Genomic DNA, 16,504 nt, shown 5'->3' with positions numbered 1-16,504 from the left:
TTAGTGAGAAATGTGTGGTTGAATTTTATTGTAAATAATATCACAAGCTTGTTCTGCTGAAATTAATTCAGTGTTAATTCTTAAGAATGGATTTAAAGGAACTTCATAAGGAGAGTCAATACCAGTGAAATTTTTGATTAAACCTTTTCTTGCTTTTTTATAAAAACCTTTTACATCTCGAGTTTCACATGTTTCTAGCGAAGTACTGATATGTATTTCTAGAAAATCTTGTTCACCAATAATATTACGGGCAAGTTCTCTGCTGGCTATTGTAGGGCTAATTAGAGCATTTATGGTAATGATTCCTGCTTCTAGGAATAGCTTTGAGATTTCAGCTACTCGTCTTATATTCTCTTGTCTATCTTTTAAGGTAAAACTTAGGTTTGCATTAATTCCATTCCGAATTCTATCCCCATCTAAAATCTCACATGTGAAGCCATTGTCAATGAGTTTAGATTCTAAAAGGTTTGAAATTGTACTTTTTCCTGCCCCAGATAGTCCAGTTAACCAAATTGCTTTACTTTTTTGACCTAATTTCTTCTCTTTGTCGTTTCGTTTCACTGGATTTATTGGTTTGTGTATGTTCTTTTCTGGGTCAATATTAGTTAGGATTATGTTTATTTTCAATAAGTGGTAATAGCATTGGCTACCTTTTTTGAGAGTCCCTTGTCAAAGGAAATGAATTCAGCAAAGAGACAATGTCTTATCATTATAAAAGGAGCTTTTTGAAATAGGTCTATTGGTATGGATAGTTTTGTCAAACCAAATGGGCATAAAAAAAGTGAAACTTTTGGTTTCACTTTTCTCTATGCTACGTTTAAGGAGTTATAAATTATACTCGCTTAGCAATATTATCATGCATTTGACTTAAGGTCGTTTTCAAGTCATATTTCCAATCCCAAGTAGGGTAGTGTGACTTAAATCTGCTTAAATCAGAAATGTACCAAATATGGTCACCACTTCTGTTGTCGTCAGAAAGACTGTAGTTCATTTTATTACCAGTGATTTCTTCACAAAGGGCAATTCCTTCTTGCATAGAGCAATTTGAGAATCTACCACCACCAGCATTGTAAACCTCAGCACTTCTTGGGTTTTGATAAAAATGCCAGAACATGTTCACTAAATCCCATGAGTGAATGTTGTCGCGGACTTGCTTGCCTTTATAACCAAAGATGGTGTAATGATTGCCTGTAATGGCACATTTCATTAGGTAAGCTAAGAAGCCGTGTAGCTGAGCACCCGAGTGATTCGGGCCTGTCAAACAACCACCTCTAAATACGCCAGTTTTCATTCCAAAATAACGACCGTACTCTTGTACTAAAACATCTGCAGCTACTTTAGAAGCTCCAAATAAAGAGTGCTTGGTATGGTCAATGCTCATTTGCTCATCAATACCATCTTTGAAATAAGCGTGGTCTTCGGCTATTTCCCAACGTGTTTCTTGTTCTACTAGAGGCAAGAAGTTAGGGTTATCTCCATAAACCTTATTGGTAGAAGTAAATATGAAAACAGCCTCTGGGCAATGTAAACGAGTCATCTCGAGCATGACCAAAGTACCATTTGCATTCACTGTGAAATCCATAAATGGCTCACGAGCTGCCCAGTCATGAGATGGCTGTGCGGCAGTATGAATAATTAATTTAATGTCTTTACCGTATTCCTGAAAGATTTTACCAATCTCTTCTTCAGAACGAATATCAGCTTGATAGTGCTTGTAGTTGCTGAATTGGTCTTCTATTCTTTTCTTATTCCACTCCGTAGAAGCTTCATCACCAAAGAAATAAGCCCTAAGGTTATTGTCAATACCTATGACTAAATCAAACTTGTCAGACATGAAGGCAACAGACTCACTACCAATTAAACCGGCCGAACCTGTAACTATAGCTATATTCATTTTTTATATTGGGTATATCAAAAAAAGCGAACTACAAGTGTCGTTCGCAATTAATCGTTATCAATTTTGATAGTGAAGATTATTCACCGTAAATTTTTACTCTTAAAGCAGCCGCTCTAGCAATGTCTTCAGGAGTAGCCTCATATTGTTTGGCAAGTTGACGTGCTGGTGCATCTGGACCATCTCCATAAATTCGCTCGTCACCTTCGTGAACGTCTGCTTGCTTAATGGAGTTGTTTTTCTGATAGTTACAAGAACTAAGAACAGCGGTGGCCGCTACTAATAATAAAAAGCTGATTTTTTTCATTGCTTATCGCTCAATAAATAAATTTGCACAAATTTAAGATTGCCAGCCGAACGGGCAAAATATATTGGACTTAAACTTTAATAAGGATTTAATGAGATACGATGTTGTAGTGATAGGTGGAGGAATTGTGGGTTTGGCAACTGCCCTAAAAATTAAGGAACAGAAGCCTAGAACTAGGTTATTGGTTCTGGAGAAAGAGTCAGGGCCAGCGAAGCATCAAACTGGGAATAATAGTGGCGTGATTCATTCAGGTCTTTACTATAAGCCGGGGAGTCTCAAAGCCTTAAATTGTATAGGTGGGTACAATGAATTGCTTGCGTTTTGCGACAAAGAAGGCATAGAGTACGATTTATGTGGTAAAATAGTAGTTGCTACCAGAGAAGAACAATTACCTATTCTAGATACACTTTTTCAAAGAGGTGAAGAGAATGGACTAAAAAACTTGGTTTATTTAAGTGGCGATGAAATGCGTGAGATTGAACCTCATGTAGCAGGAATTAAAGGAATAAAAGTGCCACAAACAGGTATTATTGACTATAAAAAGGTCAGTGAAAAGTATGCCGAAAAAATTTTAGAACTAGATGGACAAATTAGATATAATGAACGAGTAACATCTGTTTCTGAATTAAATGGAGCATCAACAGTGGTAACTACAAAGGGAAGCTATGAAACTACTTTAGTAGTAAACTGTGGAGGTTTGTATTCTGATAAAGTGGCTCAAATGACCGAAGAGGAGAAAATTGACTTAAAAATCATTCCATTTAGAGGAGAGTATTATGAATTGAAGCCTGAAAAACAATATTTAGTTAAACATCTAATTTATCCTGTACCAGACCCTAACTTTCCTTTTTTAGGGGTTCATTTTACTAGAATGATTAATGGCGGAGTAGAGGCTGGACCTAATGCAGTTTTGGCTTTTAGAAGAGAAGGGTATAAGAAAACAGACTTTAAGTTTTCCGAATTAGCAGAAACGCTCATGTGGCCTGGTTTCCAGAAGGTAGCTGCCAAATATTGGAAAACAGGCATGGGAGAGTATTACAGGTCTTTTTCAAAGGCGGCCTTCACTAAGGCTCTTCAAGCTTTAATTCCAGAATTACAGGCAGATGACCTTATTTCCGGCGGGGCAGGTGTGAGGGCTCAGGCTTGTGACATTACTGGTGGCTTGTTAGATGATTTTAAGATAATCGAAAACACGCAGTCTATCAATGTTTGCAATGCACCATCGCCAGCTGCTACTAGTTCTTTGGCTATTGGGCAGACGGTGAGTGAGATGGTTTTGAAAAGGTTAGATTAAGTTACCTTACTGGCTCCCTAAGAATTGTTTTCAATTTTTCAGGAGCAGTTTTTCTGAAATCTGAAAGGTAAATTTCATGATGTTCACCATTTTTCTGAAAACCGTGTTCTTTACAAAAGGCCTGAATTTTAGCTAAGGATTCTGGCTCTTTATCAAAAGGGCCTACATGAAGTATCTGGACGCATTTTCCTTCGTTCATGGTGTGAAACGTGAGCTCGTTTATGAAAGGTAGCTCACCTTTTTTGACTTTGACCTGTGCTATAGCTTTCTGTACCATTTCTTCAGTTACAAAATCTGGCATCCGAATTAATAGCCGATATAGCCACTCACTTCTTGGAATCTTTTTAGGAGCATTTTCCATGGTAATTCCGCTGTACTTTTCTAAGTCGAAATACCACAGTCCTTCAAGTTTAGGTACCACAAAGTCTTTTCCTAAAGCTTTGCACTCGAATTTGATGGTATAGGCAACAGGGTAAAGGGCCGAAATTTTCTGAGCAAATTCTTCACCAGACGGGTCTCCAATTCCTGTAATTGATAAGTAATTGACCGGGTCAAAATGTACTATTTCTGGTTTAGTCTTTGCCTTGTAATAGTTTTTGTAGGTTTTACTTAGGTCTAGTTTTTCCATTCTTTTTTTTGACAAAATTATTGACATGAAGTGACAGCCTTTTGTCAGGAGCCTTTTTGTTCTAGTCTTTCTAATCCTTTAAGAAGAAGTTGTTTTACTTCTACCCTTAACTGGTCGGGCTCTTTGATGTCTGCTACTTTTCCTAAGTATAAAAACCAATGTGCAAAACCTATTAAGTTTCCTGTCAAAAAGGTCATTTCAATTTGCTCGCCTAAATCTTTTTGCGAAACAAAGCCCATGTAATAGTATTGGTCGCCCATGTACCTAAATCCTTTTTTGTCAATTCTCAAAACGACCTGAATTAGATTCTCTTTTGACTGCGTTTTATTGATGAAGGTTTTAAGTTTAGGATGCTTTTTCTCAAAACGTTCTGTTTGAACGGCCAGAGCCGTTATTTTGTCAATTCTAAAATTGCGATAATCCTCCCTTAATCGGCACCAAGCTATCAAATACCAGTTTCCATTGCTTGAAAATATACCAATGGGTTCTATATCTCTTTCGTTTTTTTCAAACCTAGAACCCGTGAAATATTCTATTTTGATGATGTTCTTATTTAGGATAGCCTTTAAGATTTCTTTGATGTTCAGCTGCTCGTTTCGTTCCCTAGGCAAATAGTCATTCTCTAAAACCTCAATGTGTTGGTAGGCATCATCTAGAAGCTCTTTGTCTACATTTTTTAAGACGGATTTGATTTTGTACAAAGCAGACTCAAAAGACTTTTGGGTATTATTATCCGTAAATTTAGAGACTAGTTTACCTGCGGTTAGAAAAGAAAAAGCCTCATCTTCGCTAAATTGGACAGGTGGTAGCCGGTATTCTTTCATAATAGAGTAACCTACACCAGCTTCGCTTAAAATAGGAACGCCGGCTTCTTCTAAAGCCCTAATGTCTCGGTATACGGTTCTCAGGCTAATGTCAAATCTATCTGCTATCTCTTGAGCCTTAATAATGCGTTTAGATTGTAGCTGAATCAGGATTTCTGTAAGTCTGTTAAGGCGAGGCATAAGGAGTACGGCTGTTCTATTTTAGGTCAAATATACATTTTCCATTTAAGTTTAATCAGACATAAAAAAGCCGCACTTTAATTAAAAAGTACGGCCTAGTGGTCTAGATTATAGGTTAGATTTTAATAGGTCATCTTTTGTGGCTGAGATTACACCCAACCACAAAGACGATTTTCATCAGGGTTAATTATTTCCAAAAGCCTTATCGTGAAAATGATATCTGGCTTCTACAGTAGATTCTGCCGCTTTGCTTTTTGTATCTATTATCATATAAGATGGTGTACTGTCAGTTGCTTCTATTGCTGGCCATTTTGGCAAGTCTCCTCCATTCGGTGTTCCGGTTTTTATGAAATTAGCAAAGTAAGAAAACATTGTTTTTGACACTTTATGATCGTCTTCTGTCCATGCAAACTCTTCTATTCTGTCTAAATTACCCATGGCATATTCTATTTCACATGCATGTGGAGCTCCTAAAGCCTTTGGTGCTGCTGGAGCTTTATCAGCTTTTACTGTTCCTCCTGCTAAGCCAGTTGCCAAGTCTTTATTAACTAAAGGAGGGCGAAGTTTGCTATATAAATATCTATAAACAGGTTGATTACTATGGTTTTTATGAAGGTCTATCCATTTCCAAGTACTGTAAACTATAAACCTGTCGGCAGCCAAATCTGTGGCAGAACGAGCCACCTGGGCTTCAGTGGCATGCGGGTAGAGTTTTAAAACTTCCTCGAATGCTTCAGGATAGGTTTGTTTTGTTTTTTCAATAAAAGCTGCGGTGGTATAAGGTTGCCCTTGCATATAAGCCATCCCAGGGATTTCTGCAGAGTTCCACCCTGCTAAAAGTGGCACTTGAGCCTGCTCTTCTGCTTTAAATGTTTCCGTTAAACTTTTAGGTAAAAAGTAGCCATCTATTACTATCGGAAAACCAAATCTTTTAGATTCATTATAGATATCATAAATGTCTTTGGTACTAAGATTTCTAAGTTCGTTAATGCTTGAAATACCAGCTTTCTCTAAAAACTCAGCTCCATTTTTTTCCGCATCAGTCAATGTTACTGGTCCCATGGTAGGTGGAATAGCTGCTCCACTTTCGCCTATAGCTCCATTTATTAAGCCTTTAGCAAGTGGCGAAGCCATTTGAGTACTCACACCAATAGAGCCAGCAGATTCTCCTGCTATGGTTACTTTAGATGGGTTACCACCAAAAGCCGCAATATTTTTCTGTACCCATTTTAATGCAGCCACTTGGTCTAGTGCTCCATAGTTTCCAGATGCTTTATAAGGAGCCTCTGCACTAAGTTCTGGATGAGCTAAGTAGCCAAATACATTTAATCTATAATTACAGGTTACTACTACTATACCTTCTTTAGCCATGTTTTCCCCATCATACCTTGGCTCCGAAGCATCACCTGCTACATTTCCTCCGCCGTAAAAATATACTAACACAGGTAAATCTTTTGTGTTTCTATCTGCTGGAGTCCATACGTTAAGGTAAAGGCAATCTTCACTTAATCCACTTGAGCGGGAATTCATATCGCCAAAAACTATGGCTTGCATAGGTCTTGGGCCAAACTCTTTTGTGATTTTCACACCGTTCCAATTGTCTACTGGCTGCGGTGCTTTCCATCTAAGTTCGTTTACGGGTGGTTTGGCAAAAGGTACACCGAAGTATTTTTGAATACCTGTCTTGGTATCGTAGTTTCCTTCAATAATTCCGTTTTCTGTTTTAGCTTGAACAGCAAACCCATTTTTATTTTGGGCAATAAGTAAAGAAGGTACTAAAGTGATAAGGCTGAGTAGCGTCCATCTTTTCCTCATAAGTATTTTATATTGTCTCATTTTGTGACAATAATAATCGGCTTTGTCTAAAAATCCTATTATTTTGCAGAAAAATAACATTCACTTTGGCTGAATTAGACGGTATATCGTTCTTACCTAATCTCGCTTTTGATTCTGTGGTTTTTGGTTTCTCGGGTGGGAATTTGAAAATTCTTATCATGGAGTACCATAACACAGGTCTTTTTGCTTTGCCCGGTGGTTTTGTAAAGGTCAATGAGGATTTGAACGAGGCTGTAAAGAGAGGTTTGAAAGAAAGAACTGGCTTGAAGGATATTTATTTAGAGCAGTTTTACACCTTTGGTAGTTTCAAAAGAAACCAGACCAATGACATGCGGACTATTCTAAAGACGAATGATGTTGATTTGGAGAAGTATGCTTGGCTCCTAGATAGAATGGTTTCTGTGGCCTATTATGCTTTAATTAATTATGAAGATGTGGTTCCTAAGCCAGACCATCTTTCTGATTCTTGTGAATGGTATGATGTGGAGCAATTGCCAGATTTAATTCAAGACCATAAAGACATTGTAGAAAAGGCTCTTAAAACCCTTCGGGTCAATATTGATAGGAAATTGATTGGGGTCAATCTTTTACCTCAAAAGTTTACCATGAAAGAGCTTCAAGGTGTATATGAGGCTATTTTGGGCGAGAAACTGAGGCGAACTAGCTTTCAACGTAAAATACTAGCATTGGGTATTTTAGAACGCCATGAAAAGCAATTCTCTGGAGCAGCCAATAAGGCTCCATATTTATATAGTTTTAACACAAAAAAAGAGACTCCAAATTAATTTGAAGTCTCCTCATTTATATCAAAAAAGGTATTTGATATTATTTAGCCGCAGTAGTATCTGATTTTGTTTCAGATGTTTTGCCATCTTTTTTATCTGCGTACTCTTTGTTAAGACCTTCTAAAACCTCACTAGTAATTTCAAGGTTGTTTTTAGCGTATAACACTCCACCACCTTTAGAAAATCCAATAACCATATCATAACGGTCATCTGCATTGAATTTCTCCAAGTAAGCTTGAATGTTAGAAAGAATTTCGTCTGTTTGTTTAGCTTGATCTTCTGCTAAACCGCCAGCTGCATTGTCTCTGTAAAGTAAAATGTCTTGCTCTTTTTTCTGAAGTTGTTGCTGTGTTGTTTCAGCTTGTTGCTGAGTCATTCCACCTGCTTGAATTCTACGTTGGAATAAAGCTACTTCATTCTGAAAAGATTCAGATTTTTTCTTCAATTCATTCTCTAAAGCAAATTGCTTGTTTTGGAATTCATTAACTACGTCTTTGTATAGTTCGTAGTTGTTTAATAAGGTATCAGTATTGACATAGACAATTCTTCCCGAAGTTTGTCCGCCTGTTCCCTCTGAAGCTCCTTGCTTACACGATGCTAAAGCAGCTACCGCAAAAAGAATACATAAAATTTGTTTCATTAATATCAATAATTAGGTTCTTAAAAATGAGGTGCAAATATAGGATTTTTTTATCCCTCAGGCTTTTAAGCTGAATTAAAAAATACCTAAGCCATAAGGGAATCTATATTTTCCTGAGTTTATAGCCTGCTAAGCCACCCAAACCACCAATAATAATTGCTAAAATACTCGTGATGGCTAGAATGACTATTATATTGACAGAAGGTCCAAAACCTTCTGAAGAGCTACTTAGCACCCCCATCATTTTGTTTACCAAATTTACATCTGACTTTAGGAAAATATAAGTCATGTAGCCCACCCAGAGGGTAAGCAAAGCTGCGGTTGATTGGCCAAAGGCTTGTTTTGAGGAGGTGGCTTTCCAGCGGCATACTATAAAAGCTAATGGTGCAGCTATCCACCAAGGTCCAAAAACGCTTACAATGGCTCCGACTATTAAAATTATTAGGTATATCATTTTGAAGGTTTTAATGTTTGAAGTGTCATAATTCGCTCGGAGCTTTCTTGTTCGTTTTTAAGGAACAGTAATTCTTTAAGTTCTCCTTTTGACCATGAGTCTACTAAATTGTCGTAGTATTTACTTCCCGGATTTCCAGATTGACCGCCAGGGTATAAGCCGTAAGCTTTGGGCCATTCTTTATCTAATTCTACCACCATTCTCCATGATGGCCCCCATTTGTCGGTACTGGCGTTCACTATTCTTTTGCCACCGCCATTTTCAATGTTCAAAGTACTGAAAGCTTCAAATGCTGGAATTAAGTGCCTAATGCCTGTTTGTTTCACTTTGTACCATTGCCATTCATCAGAGAGCGGACCATAAGTTTTATTTAAAGAGTCAATAGTTTGAGTAAAACTTGATAAAACAATATCTGCCAAAGTCTCCTTTTTGTCTTTTGTATTAATATTGTCAAACCATTTAGAATCAGGATTATTGATAATCAAATCCAATGTTTTGTCTTCACTCGGGTGCATCAAGTTTTGGTTTGAAGGAAATTCATCATCCCAGACTTTATCTAAAAGAATGTTTATCCAAGTCTCAAAAATACTTGGAGCTTTCTCATGTGCATCATTTCTATAGTTCCAGTTTTTAAGCAAGGCTAGCTCTTCAGAATTATTAGCAGAAGATTTCTCTAAAATGTCTAATAGGGGAGGTAGAAACCATTTGGCAGCTATGCTAAAGTTGTCGTTCTGAACACTTCTTAAGCTATCTGCCGTTCCCATGGTCATGGCAGCTAGTCTATTATTTATTTGTGTACCTCTATATGGTGGTGCCGATATCCAATCTATGTAATATGGATAATCTTTAGGGCTAACAATAGACTGATTTGCGGAGCTTACATAACCTCTTTCTGGATTTTTGACGTGCGGGTTTTGATTGCTTGGTATAAAACCCTGCCAGTCATGGTCTGCTCTGGTTCCGTCTAATAAGAACTTACCTTGGTCATTCCATTTTAAAGGTAGTTTCCCATTTGGAGTAATAGCGATGTCGTTTTGATTACTGGCAAAAACAAAGTTTTGAGCGGGAGATACGTAATAACTCAAAGCCTTTAAGTAGTCGTCATAGTTTTTGGCGGTATTAAGACCTAAGAAACAATTTAAATCGGTAGGAGAACTGTCATGCGTTATCCATTTCATGGCATATCCCGCAGGAACCGATTTATTGAAATTGTCTTTACTGTTTTCAAAATAAATAACTGGACCATGATGTGTAGACACCAAGGTGTCAATAACTGTTTTACCGCCTTTTAAAACATAGGTTTCAGTTCTTTTGGTGGTCTTTTTCCACTGATTGTCATGCCAGTATTCTTCTCTGCTATTGTCTTTGAATTTGATTTTATAAAAATCCATAACATCAGGTCCCACATTAGTTACACCCCAAGCTATGTCTTTATTAAAGCCAATGGTAATACCAGGAGCACCTGGCAAACAAGAGCCATATACGTTTACATTAGGGGAGGTCAACTGCATCTGATACCAAATAGAAGGAAACGACAAACCTAAATGAGGGTCGTTTGCTAAAATAGGCAAACCGGTGGCAGACTTTGAGCCAGCTATAGCCCAGTTATTACTGCCAATTTCTGGTCTTGGATTCTGCAAACTCATAGCTACCGTCTTGTCTTCAGGAAAAGCGGTTATATCATCTGGCGTAGCTGGTACAGGAAGTGGCTCAAATAATAGCGGACTTCCTTCTGGAATAATGGGGTCTGCCATGACAGGATAATCAGGGAAAAGGTCATTGACCACATCCATGCCATACTTTTGAGCGAGCTGCGTCATTCTGAAATCAGTACTACCGCCATTTAACTGATTACGCATGTTCATCATCATGAGCATGGTTTTTTTAGGAGACCATGGTTCGGGTTGGTAGCCTAAAATTTTGTATTCTAGTGGGTAGTCCTTTTCTGTTAATGTAGCTAAGTAAGCATTAACGCCATCCGCATATGCTTCAAGGGTCTTTTTTAACTCAGGTACCTCATCTAGTCTTGCTACTACATTTTCTGCGGCTAAGTTCATTCCACTGCGTCTATTGTATTGGTCATACCCTAAAGCTCTTTCACCTACTATTTCGGTGAGTCTGCCTGCTGCCACTTTGGTGTAAAATTCCATTTGCCAAATTCTGTCCGAGGCTATGGTGTAACCTTGAGCGTAATAAAGGTCATGGTCGTTTTTGGCGAAAATATGCGGAATCCTGTTTTCGTCGTATTTAATGATGACTTCTTCTTGAAGTCCGCTTAAAGTCAGGTTTTCAGGTTTGTTAGGATTGGTTTCGGAGTTTTGCCAAAAACCAGTGAAAGGATTAAAGAGTTTTCCAATGGCGGGTACTGTACCGTGAGAATTGCCGAGAAGATAGAGCAAAGCTACAAGTAATACAGTAGGCCAGAGAGCCTTTAGTATTTTCATAAAATTATATTAGTGTTAGTCTTGTTGATAATGCAAAATACTAAAAAACAATATCTTTAAGATCTCGAAAGGCGAATAAGACGTTTATATATTAACCTATGAAAAAACTACTAGTTGCTTTGTTTATTACCTTTTTAAGCTACACCACCAGCGTGGCTCAGGTAGAAAGCGGAACCTTTAATATTCTTCTTAAAACCATGCTTCATGAAACTGTTCCCACAATATCTGTGGCCGAACTGTCAAAGAAGAAAACGGATAATATAGTTTTTTTAGATGCCAGGGAGAAAGGAGAGTATAATGTAAGCCATTTGAAAAATGCCAAGTGGATTGGTTTTGAAGATTTTGACTTAAAACGGCTTAATGGTGTTGACAAAAAAGCGGAGATAGTTATTTACTGCTCCATAGGCGTAAGAAGCGAAAAGATAGGGGAGCGTTTATTAGCTGAAGGATATACCAATGTCAAAAACCTTTACGGAAGTATTTTTGAATGGGTTAATCAAGGAAATACTGTTTATGATTTGGCTGATAAGCCAACGAAAAAAGTACATGCGTATAACAGGAAGTGGGGCGTTTGGCTAAATGAAGGCGAGAAAGTTTACGAATGAAAAAGGTCAAACACGTTTAGCGTTTGACCTTTTTTCAAATGTCATTTTGACTTATAGCTGATTAACCGATGTTGTGGTAACTACCTTTTCAGGCAGGTTAATGTTTAGCGTAAGTCTCCAAGTGTTAGCTAATGGATTTCCAGAGGTAGTAGGAATTAAATAGGCTAAATCTAAGCCATATTGCTCTTTCAACTTTAGTCCAGCTCCTACGGTTACATATTTTCTTCCTCCTTTTGAGATTGGCTCAAAAAAGTAACCAGCTCTAATAGCAAGCAAGTTTTCATAAATATATTCTGCACCTATAGAACTTGTGATTTCTCTTAATTCTTCATTAAAGCCATCAGGAGCATCTCCAAAAGATTTGAAAATTGCTTCAAGTGTTCCATATTCTGGTAGCGTTCCGTCTTCTTGTGGTGTAGGAACTAATAACTTATTGAAATCAACTAAGAAGTTGAATTTGTTTTGTGCATCTGGCGTCAGCGTAAAGCAGGTACCTATTTTTAGATTCATAGGTAAGAAATACTCTTTGTCATAGCCATAGTTTACTTTACCACCAATGTTGCTTAGGGTTACACCAAAAGCAATGTCTGTCTTTTTAAGTTCGTCTGTTGGTCGGTCTTTATGATAGTAAAAGCTTAAATCAGCAGCGGCAGTTCTTGCAGGCTTGCTTGTTTGATTGTTAACTACTGAGTTTCCAACAAGGTTAGAGTTGATGTACTTTAGATTAATACCTGCAGAGAAATCTTGACCCAATTTCATGGCATAACCAAGAGCTAGGGCAAATTCACGTGACTGGAAACTTCCAGCGTCAGCACCAGTATTGGTCGTGAAATCAATTTGACCTTGATTAAAATAGGTAAAACCACCAGTAATGGCTTTTCCTTCACCTAAGTTCTTATAACCAGAGAGGTTTAATAAACCCATATCGCCAACTAAGTCTCTTAGCCAAGGAGCGTAAGAAAAGTTAACACCAGCACTTTTATCTATAAAGGCAAGCTTTGCGGTGTTCCAGTAAACGGAATTAACATCAGGAGTAGATGCTACACCTGCGTCACCCATAGCTGCAGAACGAGAGTCGGGAGATATGGTTAAGAATGGTACAGCAGACGAAACTACTCTGTAGTCATTAGTAAGAGCCTGTCCGAACAGAATGGAAGGGAAAAGACTAATTAAAACAATCGCAGTGAAACGATTTTTCATATAATACTTATTTATTATTAGGCTCAAGCGAGCCTCAAATTTACCACCTTTTTACAATTATTTCCAAAAGTACAATTTACCGCCTTTGCTGCTATTGTTTCTATTAGAAATTTGAGTGGCATTTATCTTATAAAAATACTTTCCTTGAATCGGGAAATAGGGTTCAAGATTCATACCAAAACTAATATTGGCTTCACAAGAATAACAATCTCTAATTTCTTGTGCCATTATTTTACCAGAAATATCTAAAAAAGAAATTTCAAAGTGTAAATCCTCGCCGGCTTTGTTATGACTTATTTGTAAAGTTACGATGTCAAAAGCTGGATTAGGATATAGCAGATTATGGGTTAGAGCAAACGTTTCTTGTTCAACTGTAAATTCTAACGCCTCTTCGCTACTGTTATTATAGACATCTGCCAATTTTAAGTGAGTGGTATGTTTTCCTTCTGGTAATTTAGAAAATTGATAGACAATTTGACCTGTTTTATAACTTTCTGTAGCTGTATAATACTCGTTAAGCGGAATCTCCAAAGTATCATTGAGTACAAGAATCATACTACCATCTTCTTGATTGTTAGTGATATTTACACCGCTTTCGTCTGAAATATTAACGGTTAACGTTTGTGTATCTTGGTCAAAAAACATTTGAAACAGCGGAGGTTCGGTGTCAATTATAGGCTCGTTTGATGAGTTTCCTATTAAAAAATTATTATAACCGCCCATGGCCTCTTTTGTGCTATCTGCGTTTACAGCGTAAAAGTAGAGTTGAGCTTTTTCAAAGGCATCTGTACTACTTTTTGGAATTATAAATTCTGTTTGAAATGCTCCATTGACAACTTTTGCTTTGCCTTCGTAAAGTTTGTTTTCAATGCTTTGATAATTCATGGAAGGGTAGTCTTGCCCTCCAATAGTCTTCTTTTTTGCAGCTTTATCGAATAATGAAATGTTTACTGTTCCATTAAAATTGCTGTCATTCACATTGCCTTCTAAAGAAACTTTCGACTGGCTAGATAAATTATAACTCTCTGGATTTTCACCGTTTAGTGATAATAGATTAACTTCTAATGTAGGGTAGGCTATAGCCATAGAAGGGTCTCCTAAAAGAGAGAAATTTCTATTAACCTCGCCATCTATAGAGTTATTTTTTGTCACTTTGAAAACATCACCTAGTCTTACTGCTTCGGAAGTATTATCGAAAACCCTTTCGTAAAAGGCTTGATTTATTTTGAAATTGGTACTACTGAAAACGGGTCTTGTGGTAGTAAGGAGGGCTATTGGCCCACCATTGGGGTTAAGTAAGGCCACTTCTGCACCAGATACCACTCCAGGGTTATCATACCTCCCAAACTCGCAAGTAGCTGTAAAAAGAATAGGCATTCTGTCTTTGTTTCTCCATCTCAAAATTTGGTCAAGTGTCAGGAGTTTTTCGTCTGTCCAGCCATCTTCAGAACCATGCCCATTATAATTGATAATCAAAGAACCCTCGTTCATTGCTTTCTCTAGGGCTTCTTTTGCTTTAGGAGAGCGGTCGCCAAATTCGGTGCTTATTTGTGGATAGGCATCTAGATAAATTTTGTTTGGTCTTATGGCTGGATTGTTTTGAAGGCTTTGGTCAGAGAAAGCTTCGGCATCTCTTTGATGAATGTTCAAATCGGCATCATCTGCCACAAAACTAATTTTCCTTTTCCAAGCTCCAAGTGTGCTTTTGGAGGTGCTGTAATAAATGAGTTTGTCTACCAATAGTTTTGCCTCAATTCTGTCTTTCACCGGCAGTCTACCCACCGAAATGTCGAGGCTATGGTCTTTATTTGGAGTAGAACGCCAAGAACCATTCAGCGAGTACCCTTCTGGCCATTCGCCCTCATGGTCTTTTAAGAAACCAAAATAGTCGTCAGAAGAATAGCTATAAATAGGCTCTAAAGACTCTTTTCCCTCATAGGTGGGAATAAGTCGCTCTGTTTTGACATAGTCAAGGTTGTTAGCCCCTTTGTAATCATAATTTGTGTCGCCAAAAAGTAAGAGGTATTTGAACTTTTCAGGGTTCTTTTTCCATAGTGCTCTCGCAAAATCTCTAATAGCTGTGGGGTCGGTTTTGCCGCCTGAATACTCATTATAGATAGACTGAATTTCTGTATAAGCTACTTTGAGTCCATCATGCTTTTCTCTAAAGTTAGCTAATTGAATAACTTCGTTTTCAAAGTACTTTGGATAAATTATCAATAGCTCGGGTGTTTCTGTCTCCGCTATGTTTTGATTTTTTACAGCTTCTATTTTTGATGGGGTAAAGACATTGTCAATTTTGAAAAAGGCAAGTTTCCCTAGTTTACCGTTTCTTTGAAAAGAGAATTTTGAATCAGCAGGCTGAAGCATACTAGGCGAGAAAGGATTGCTTACGTCCCAAATGAATTCTTGGCCGGCCTGATGACTCAGGTCAAAAGAAACACTTTCCTTATTCAATAAGTACGCTTGATGTTGATTAGGATAAAAAGCAATAGCTCTTTCTAAAGTCAATTCGAAAAAATCTAAATAAACTCCGGAAGAAACGTCAATGTCATTAGGAAGACTAAAGGTGTAATCGAGATTATCCTGAATGTTGGAGATTGATTTGGACGCTATTTCTCCTGCTCGATTATATCTTTTGTAATAGTCATTCCAGCGGTAGTTTATTTTTCTTAGTGGAATATTGTCTAAAACTTCGCCTTCTGCCATTATCGAGAGCTCGGTGTTTTCAAAGGTTTGACCTACAAATTGCGAAGTAAGTTTTACTGGTTGGCTTTTAATATGGCCATTTACGTCAAAAGAAAAATCCCATTCGGAGAAAAAATATTCCCCGAGCCATTCTCTTCCAGAATTTAGAATATTGACAAACTCAGGCTCATAAAACTCAAAATGTGTTAATGAATTTATCGTTTCAGATGCCAGACTTTTAGGAATGTGGTTTTGAATCTTTTTTGATTCTGTTTGACCCACTTTCATAAAAACATAGTTCTCCTTGCTATATGGATGCTGCTTGTGTTTTAATGCAGCAGTTAGGCTGTCATAAAATACTTGGTCAGGGTTTTCTGCGTAGAAAAGGATGTAATCCTTCGCATCAAATTTACCATCGGTATCATTGACCTTTATACTTAGTTCTTGTTGTGTTGTATTTCTGGGCTTTGCGTTTTCTTGAGCCAGTAGTTTACTCGGGCTGCTAAAAAGTTGAATGTGATTCGGATTGACATTTTCGGTAGGAATGCCGAAACCCTCGAGCGTAGCTTTGTCTAGCTTGTAAACACCATCTTTGGTGATTTCTATTTTGTACCAGTTACCCTCAGACAAAATACTCTTTTGACTCCAAGATTTTGGAGCTAAAAGGAAAAGAGGAAGGAGTAAAAGGTAAACTTTTTTCAAATGTGTTTTACTGAATTGCTATT

General features: G+C 37.5%; 14 protein-coding genes. 3 read left to right on the top strand and 11 right to left on the bottom strand.

Annotation, left to right across the window (positions count from 1 at the left end; genetic code table 11):
- The 3 genes from cysC to AC0L6O_RS20165 all read right to left on the bottom strand — a co-directional run bounded on the left by cysC (position 1) and on the right by AC0L6O_RS20165 (position 2,201).
- The gene (gene cysC / locus AC0L6O_RS20175; RefSeq protein WP_473304948.1) at positions 1-627 is read right to left on the bottom strand and encodes an adenylyl-sulfate kinase; all 627 of its coding nucleotides are present in this window, start codon (positions 625-627) and stop codon (positions 1-3) included.
- Positions 628-832: 205 nt separating this feature from the next.
- A complete protein-coding gene (locus AC0L6O_RS20170; RefSeq protein WP_473304946.1) occupies positions 833-1,894 on the bottom strand; it encodes an NAD-dependent epimerase/dehydratase family protein in 1,062 nt (353 codons plus the stop codon).
- Positions 1,895-1,973: 79 nt separating this feature from the next.
- The gene (locus tag AC0L6O_RS20165; protein WP_473304944.1) at positions 1,974-2,201 is read right to left on the bottom strand and encodes a hypothetical protein; all 228 of its coding nucleotides are present in this window, start codon (positions 2,199-2,201) and stop codon (positions 1,974-1,976) included.
- Positions 2,202-2,292: 91 nt separating this feature from the next.
- Here AC0L6O_RS20165 and lhgO point away from each other — a divergent pair, with 91 nt between their 5' ends.
- Positions 2,293-3,495, top strand: coding sequence for an L-2-hydroxyglutarate oxidase (lhgO, locus tag AC0L6O_RS20160; RefSeq protein ID WP_473304943.1), 1,203 nt, complete (start codon positions 2,293-2,295; stop codon positions 3,493-3,495).
- 1 nt (position 3,496) lies between these two features.
- On the opposite strand, the gene AC0L6O_RS20155 is transcribed toward lhgO, so the two are convergent.
- The 3 genes from AC0L6O_RS20155 to AC0L6O_RS20145 form a co-directional block, all read right to left on the bottom strand.
- A complete protein-coding gene (locus tag AC0L6O_RS20155) occupies positions 3,497-4,123 on the bottom strand; it encodes a GyrI-like domain-containing protein (protein ID WP_473304942.1) in 627 nt (208 codons plus the stop codon).
- 44 nt (positions 4,124-4,167) lie between these two features.
- Entirely contained in the window at positions 4,168-5,127 is a 960-nt protein-coding gene (locus AC0L6O_RS20150) for a helix-turn-helix transcriptional regulator (protein ID WP_473304941.1), read from the bottom strand.
- 183 nt (positions 5,128-5,310) lie between these two features.
- Positions 5,311-6,942, bottom strand: a complete 1,632-nt coding sequence (locus AC0L6O_RS20145; RefSeq protein WP_473304939.1) for a carboxylesterase/lipase family protein — start codon at positions 6,940-6,942, stop codon at positions 5,311-5,313.
- An 86-nt stretch (positions 6,943-7,028) separates the two neighbouring features.
- Between AC0L6O_RS20145 and AC0L6O_RS20140 the strand changes: the two genes are divergently transcribed.
- Positions 7,029-7,748 (top strand): NUDIX hydrolase, encoded by a 720-nt coding sequence (locus AC0L6O_RS20140; protein WP_473304937.1) that lies wholly within the window; start codon positions 7,029-7,031, stop codon positions 7,746-7,748.
- A 40-nt stretch (positions 7,749-7,788) separates the two neighbouring features.
- Here AC0L6O_RS20140 and AC0L6O_RS20135 read toward each other — a convergent pair whose 3' ends face one another.
- The 3 genes from AC0L6O_RS20135 to AC0L6O_RS20125 form a co-directional block, all read right to left on the bottom strand.
- Entirely contained in the window at positions 7,789-8,388 is a 600-nt protein-coding gene (locus tag AC0L6O_RS20135) for an OmpH/Skp family outer membrane protein (protein WP_473304936.1), read from the bottom strand.
- A 103-nt stretch (positions 8,389-8,491) separates the two neighbouring features.
- Complete coding sequence (locus AC0L6O_RS20130) at positions 8,492-8,842, bottom strand: hypothetical protein (RefSeq protein ID WP_473304935.1); 351 nt, start codon at positions 8,840-8,842, stop codon at positions 8,492-8,494.
- Positions 8,839-11,286 (bottom strand): penicillin acylase family protein, encoded by a 2,448-nt coding sequence (locus AC0L6O_RS20125; protein ID WP_473304934.1) that lies wholly within the window; start codon positions 11,284-11,286, stop codon positions 8,839-8,841. Before AC0L6O_RS20125 ends, AC0L6O_RS20130 begins: the two co-directional genes overlap by 4 nt.
- 98 nt (positions 11,287-11,384) lie before the next feature.
- On the opposite strand from AC0L6O_RS20125, the gene AC0L6O_RS20120 reads away from it, so the two are divergent.
- Positions 11,385-11,891: a rhodanese-like domain-containing protein gene (locus tag AC0L6O_RS20120; RefSeq protein ID WP_473304933.1), complete on the top strand. Its 507-nt coding sequence runs from the start codon at positions 11,385-11,387 to the stop codon at positions 11,889-11,891.
- A 51-nt stretch (positions 11,892-11,942) separates the two neighbouring features.
- On the opposite strand, the gene porV is transcribed toward AC0L6O_RS20120, so the two are convergent.
- Together porV and porU are read right to left on the bottom strand one after the other, a co-directional pair.
- Positions 11,943-13,091, bottom strand: a complete 1,149-nt coding sequence (gene porV / locus AC0L6O_RS20115; protein WP_473304931.1) for a type IX secretion system outer membrane channel protein PorV — start codon at positions 13,089-13,091, stop codon at positions 11,943-11,945.
- A 57-nt stretch (positions 13,092-13,148) separates the two neighbouring features.
- Positions 13,149-16,481, bottom strand: a complete 3,333-nt coding sequence (gene porU, locus AC0L6O_RS20110) for a type IX secretion system sortase PorU (protein ID WP_473304930.1) — start codon at positions 16,479-16,481, stop codon at positions 13,149-13,151.
- Positions 16,482-16,504 lie beyond the last annotated feature (23 nt).

It is taken from the genome of Arcticibacterium sp. GJ41-1 (assembly GCF_055808875.1).
This window is presented reverse-complemented; position numbering and strand designations above follow the sequence as displayed.

Coding starts and splice junctions, on each gene's coding strand:
- AC0L6O_RS20170 (WP_473304946.1), bottom strand. CDS start 1,894: ATGAATATAGCTATAGTTACAGGTTCGGCCGGTTTAATTGGTAGTGAG.
- AC0L6O_RS20165 (WP_473304944.1), bottom strand. CDS start 2,201: ATGAAAAAAATCAGCTTTTTATTATTAGTAGCGGCCACCGCTGTTCTT.
- lhgO (WP_473304943.1), top strand. CDS start 2,293: ATGAGATACGATGTTGTAGTGATAGGTGGAGGAATTGTGGGTTTGGCA.
- AC0L6O_RS20155 (WP_473304942.1), bottom strand. CDS start 4,123: ATGGAAAAACTAGACCTAAGTAAAACCTACAAAAACTATTACAAGGCA.
- AC0L6O_RS20150 (WP_473304941.1), bottom strand. CDS start 5,127: ATGCCTCGCCTTAACAGACTTACAGAAATCCTGATTCAGCTACAATCT.
- AC0L6O_RS20145 (WP_473304939.1), bottom strand. CDS start 6,942: ATGAGGAAAAGATGGACGCTACTCAGCCTTATCACTTTAGTACCTTCT.
- AC0L6O_RS20135 (WP_473304936.1), bottom strand. CDS start 8,388: ATGAAACAAATTTTATGTATTCTTTTTGCGGTAGCTGCTTTAGCATCG.
- AC0L6O_RS20130 (WP_473304935.1), bottom strand. CDS start 8,842: ATGATATACCTAATAATTTTAATAGTCGGAGCCATTGTAAGCGTTTTT.
- AC0L6O_RS20125 (WP_473304934.1), bottom strand. CDS start 11,286: ATGAAAATACTAAAGGCTCTCTGGCCTACTGTATTACTTGTAGCTTTG.
- AC0L6O_RS20120 (WP_473304933.1), top strand. CDS start 11,385: ATGAAAAAACTACTAGTTGCTTTGTTTATTACCTTTTTAAGCTACACC.
- porV (WP_473304931.1), bottom strand. CDS start 13,091: ATGAAAAATCGTTTCACTGCGATTGTTTTAATTAGTCTTTTCCCTTCC.